This is a genomic window from bacterium, from assembly GCA_016873475.1.
GTDB lineage: Bacteria > Krumholzibacteriota > Krumholzibacteriia > JACNKJ01 > JACNKJ01 > VGXI01.
The window spans coordinates 1-4,572 of record VGXI01000228.1; the positions used below are offsets into that span (position 1 = coordinate 1).

Annotated in this window: 4 protein-coding genes; all 4 read right to left on the bottom strand. The window is 72.9% G+C overall.

From position 1 onward, the window contains the following. Positions 1-3: 3 nt before the first annotated feature. Genes FJ251_13675 through FJ251_13690 form a run of 4 tightly spaced genes read right to left on the bottom strand, consistent with a single transcriptional unit; the run spans position 4 to position 4,052 of the window. A complete protein-coding gene (locus FJ251_13675; GenBank protein ID MBM4118754.1) occupies positions 4-804 on the bottom strand; it encodes a rhomboid family intramembrane serine protease in 801 nt (266 codons plus the stop codon). Beyond that, entirely contained in the window at positions 801-1,376 is a 576-nt protein-coding gene (locus FJ251_13680) for a hypothetical protein (GenBank protein MBM4118755.1), read from the bottom strand. The genes FJ251_13675 and FJ251_13680 overlap by 4 nt, the downstream gene beginning before the upstream one ends. Continuing rightward, on the bottom strand, positions 1,373-2,332 hold the full coding sequence (locus FJ251_13685) for a hypothetical protein (GenBank protein ID MBM4118756.1): 960 nt from the start codon (positions 2,330-2,332) through the stop codon (positions 1,373-1,375). The genes FJ251_13680 and FJ251_13685 overlap by 4 nt, the downstream gene beginning before the upstream one ends. After that, positions 2,313-4,052: a hypothetical protein gene (locus tag FJ251_13690; GenBank protein ID MBM4118757.1), complete on the bottom strand. Its 1,740-nt coding sequence runs from the start codon at positions 4,050-4,052 to the stop codon at positions 2,313-2,315. The genes FJ251_13685 and FJ251_13690 overlap by 20 nt, the downstream gene beginning before the upstream one ends. Between the last annotated feature and the right edge of the window lie 520 nt (positions 4,053-4,572).

The following is a 4,572-nucleotide window of genomic DNA, read 5'->3' on the forward strand; positions in this document are numbered from 1 at the left end:
CGCCTAGCGGTCCCGGCGGGCCCGCTCCAGGAACTCGCGCTCGCCGGCCGTGAGGGCGTGGATCCCCTCGCGGCTGACCTTCTCGAGGATCTCGTCGACGCGGCGATGGCGTTCGCGCTGCTGGCGCAGCGCCCGCCGGCGCCGCCAGCCACCGAGGTCCAGCCAACGGCGGCGGTACCAGCCGGTCCGCATCAGGATCATCCCCGAGAAGAGCCCCCCGATGTGGGCGAGATGGGCGATGCTGCCGCCGCCCTGGACGGCGCCGAGCAGGTCGATCGCCGCGACCACCCAGATGAAGTAGCGCACCTGCATCGGGATGAAGAAGAAGGCGAGGATGACGCGGTCCGGAAACAGGTGCCCGTAGGCGGCGAGGATGCCGAGCACGGCGCCCGAGGCGCCCAGCACGGGGCTGCCCGTGAAGAGGCTGCAGAGCCCGGCGACCACGCCGCAGATGAAGTACAGGCGCAGGAAGCCGCCCGCGCCCAGACTCATCTCGACCTCGCGCCCCATCATCCAGAGGATCAGCATGTTGAAGACGATGTGCGTGGGCAGGGGCAGGAAGAGGAAGCGTTCAAGGCTGGGGCTGTGCAGGAACATGTAGGTGAAGAGCTGCCAGACGTGCCCGCGCAGCACCTGGCCGGGCACGAGGATCAGCTCGCTGAAGAGGGCGAGGCCCCAGCCCGTGTGCCTCGCGACCAGCAGCAGCACGAAGATGAGCACGTTGAGCGTGACGAGGCGCAGGGTCCAGGGATAGGGGCTGTCCCCGAAGGGCAGGCCATCGCGCCGCCGACGATAGGCGTTCACGCGTCGATCCTTCCGCCGATGGTGATGAGGAGAGCGGCGTGCGTGAGGCTCTCGCCGGCGTACTCGAGGCTGCGCAGCTGGAGCGCCCCCTGCGCGAGCCAGCGCCCGCTCAGCTGGCGCTCCGCGCCGGCGGCCAGGACGGCCGTCCAGGTGCTGCGGTCGCTGCCGCCGCGCTCGAAGTCCACCTGCGCCTGGCCGATGCCCAGCTCGACGAAGGGCTGCCAGGGGCGGCCCGTCTCGCCGAGCGCGCGGCGCAGGCAGAGCTCGGCTCCCTGGAGGCGCAGGAGCTTGCGCACCACGCTCCGGTGATAGCGCAGCGAGAGGCCGAGCCGCCGCTCGGCGAGCGCCCGGGAGAACTGGCCCACCGCGCCGGGCTGGAAGAGGGCTTCGGCGACGAATCCTCTCCCGCCGCGGCCGCGGTCGAAGTGCCAGGCCGCCGTGCCGCCGGCACTGAGGAAGCTGCCGCCGGGCGGGCTCGGCGGCGGGGCCGCCGCGACGGCCGCGGCCACGGGCGCCGCGGGAGCCGCCATCAGCCCGGCGAGCAGGAGCGCCAGCGGGAAGGCACCCTTCATCGCCCGTCCCCGATCCAGCGCAGCGAGAGCCGGTGCTGCGAGCCAGGCCCCTCCGCGCGCTCGAAGCGGAAGCCGTAGTCCAGGCGCAGGGCCCCGCGCGCGAAACCGGCGCCGAAGGCAGGACTCCAGCTCGTCTCGACCCGGCGGTGGACGAGCAGACCCCCGCGCAGGGCGAGGGTCGGCCCCAGCGGCTGCCACTCCAGGCCGAGGGCCGCGCGCTCGAGACTGCGGAAGCGCCAGCGGCCCTGCAACTCGGCGCTCAGCGCGCCGGGCAGCCGCGCGGCGAGCGCGAAGGTCTGGCTCGAGGCGCGCCGGCGCTGCTGCTCGGGCGCGGCGTCCCAGGCGAAGCGCTGGTGGACGTCGCTCGCGACCCAGCCGAATTCGAGGGCGGGATGCAGGGCCACGGCGCGCAGGCCCAGGGCGAGGGCCCGCGCGCTGCCTTCGTCGCGGCCGTCCTCGCTGCCGCCGCGACTGTAGTCGCCGCGCGCGCCGACGGAGAGCCACCTCTGCGGGCTCCAGGCCAGGCCCAGCGCGGCCGTCCACTCGCCCCAGCCCGAGCCGTCGGCCAGCTCGGCGCCGAGCTGCTGGAAGCCGAGGGCGACCGCCTGCCGGCTGGTCGGCGTGCGCTCGCCCGGCCCCGGCAGGCGCCGGCCCGTCGCCGCCCCGAAGGCCAGGGACGCCAGGCCCAGGCCGGTCAATTCCTGGGGCCGCTGGAGCCCGAGTCCCGCCTCCCAGCGGTCGATGCCGACGAGGGAGGCCGGTTGGCTGCCGAGTGACTCGAGGCCCGGCGCGAGCAGGGTGGCCGCATCGGCCATCGCCAGCTCGCGCGCGCTGGCGGGCCAGAGGCGGAAGCTGCCGCCCGGCGACTCCGCGGCGGCCGGCCCCGCGCAGGCGCAGAGCAGGGCGACGAGGAGCGGCAGCGCCTGCCGCCGGGCCCTAGGGCGCAGAGCGGACAACCGCCACCACCTTTCGCTCATGCTCCCGTTCGCCGCTGGCGTAGACGATCTCCAGGTTCAGCACGCAGAGGCCGTCCATCACGGCCCGGCCGCCCGCATCGCGCAGGTCCCAGCGCGCGCTGAACTGATCGGGCCCGCCCTGGGCGTCGAGCTGCCGCAGCAGCTCGCCCTCGAGCGTGTAGAAGCGCAGGCTCACCGACCGGGCCGGGGCGCGGGTGTTGATGCGGATCGTCTCGTCGGCCTCGCCGCGCAGGCGGCCCGGGATGCCGAGCGCAGGGCCCGGCGTGTAGCGCAGCGCGAGTCCGGTCGAGGGCGCCGAGCGGTTGCCGGCCGCGTCGACGGCGGTCGCCGTCCAGACGTGACTGCCCGGACTGAGCACGACGGGAAGCGAGAAGCGCCCGCCGATGTCCGTCACCGCGCTGCCGGCCAGCACTCCGTCCTGCGCCAGCTCGATGCCGACGGCGATCTCGGCGCAGTGGCCGCTCAGGGTCACCACGGGCTGGATGTGCTCGCCCGCGATCGGATCGAGGGTCGGCACGGGCGGCGCCTCGCCGTCGAGCGTGAGCGTGAGGTTGAAGGGGCCGCCGAGGGCGGACTTCCGATTGCCGGGCAGATCGATGGCGTCGATGGTGAAGTGGTGCGAGTCGAGTGGGTCGCCAGCCTCTCCCCAGCCCTCGGGCAGCCGGAAGGAGATGAACTGCGCCTCCGGGCTCGACTGCGGCAGGAGGCGGCTGTCTTCACTCGAGAGCGCGGCAGCGTCGCGAAAGCCGACGCACAGGGCCACCCCATTGCGGTCGCTCACCTGCACGACCAGCGAATCCGGCAGCGAGTCGGGATGCAGGATGAAGGACTGGCCGCCGGCGACGGGGCCGCCGAAGTCGACGAGGCCGATCGTCGGCGCGCGGGCGTCCAGGTTGCAGTCGGCGCTCCCGGTGACCGCTGGGTTGCCCGCGTCGTCGCCGAGGGTCAGCCGGAGGCGATAGCTGCCGTCGACGATCAGTTCCTGCGCGTCGCGCCCGTCCCAGAGCAGGCGGAAGCGCCCGAGGCCGCCGGCGACGTCGAAGTAGTCGGGATCGCGCTCGAGCTCGGCGACCTCCAGCCAGCCGCCGGCGCCGTCGGCGCGGTGGACGCTGGCCGAGGCCCCGTCCGTCAAGGTGTCGAAGTCCGCCGAGGAGAAGAGCAGCTGGAGCAGCGGCGAGGCCCCGTCTTGCAAGGGTGTAAAGAATGGCGAGGGCTCCAGCGCCAGGGCCGCCAGCGTCGGGCCGGCCGTGTTCAGCTCGAGCTGGATGGGGGTTGCCAGCCAGAGGCTGTCCGCCCCCTCCCGCAGCAGGATGTGCAGATAATAGAAGCCGTCCGGCAGGAGCGCCTGGCCGGGGCCGTCGTCGCCAGCCCGCCCCTGCCAGAGGTATTCGGCCTGCGTGCGCAGCCCCTGGGTCTCCAGGCTGAGCGGCGGCGGCGCCGCGCGCAGGCTGTCCGGATGCGGGGGCACTGCCGTATCCGCATAGATTCCCAGCTGGATGAGGTCCAGGGGCGCGCTGGCGCCCGTGGCGAGGAACTCGATCGGGCAGCTGTCGCGGCTCCCGTCGCCGTTGGGCGAGAAGGCCCGGGCATAGAAGGGGCCGGTGACGAATGCCGGCGCGGCCAAGCCGAGGGGCGCCCAGCCGGACAGGAGCAGCGCCAGGGCGCTGCCGAAGGCGGTCCGCTTGATTGGCGGTGACATGCGGTGAATTCCCACTCCGGACGGCCTCGGCGCGGCGGCGACCCCAGGATCATCTAGGATCCGGGCTTCGGCCCTGTCAAGCCGAAAGGCGGACCCGCCCCGGCCCTTTCAGACGCCAATGTCACAATCCGCAGGGGGGAAGATGATATCGGACAAGAGCCGGCCCGGCCCCCGCGAAACCGGTTGTGAAGCGGTCCGCCTCTCGGTATAATCAGCTCTGCATGCACCGCGAGCTGATTCTGGGTATGTATCGAGCGCGTGGCTCCGCGCACCGCCGTCGGTTTGGGATCGCTGTGTGAGGGGACGCGCGACTGTCGGGACTGACATCGGGCCAGCGATCGAACCTCGTCCACCCACTCCTCAAGCTGGCTCTCGGGCATCTCAACTCGGGAGGTCGTCCTTTGAAGAAATCGCTCATGATGGCAAGCATCGCCGCCGCCGCTCTCGCCCTGGGAGCCCCTGCCGTCTTCGCCCAGGGGAACATCATCATCCACTTCTCGGGCTACGGCTACGAGACGGG

Bases quoted from the DNA above. Each gene is read 5' to 3' on its own strand.
- FJ251_13680 (MBM4118755.1), bottom strand. From the start codon at position 1,376: ATGAAGGGTGCCTTCCCGCTGGCGCTCCTGCTCGCCGGGCTGATGGCG.
- FJ251_13690 (MBM4118757.1), bottom strand. From the start codon at position 4,052: ATGTCACCGCCAATCAAGCGGACCGCCTTCGGCAGCGCCCTGGCGCTG.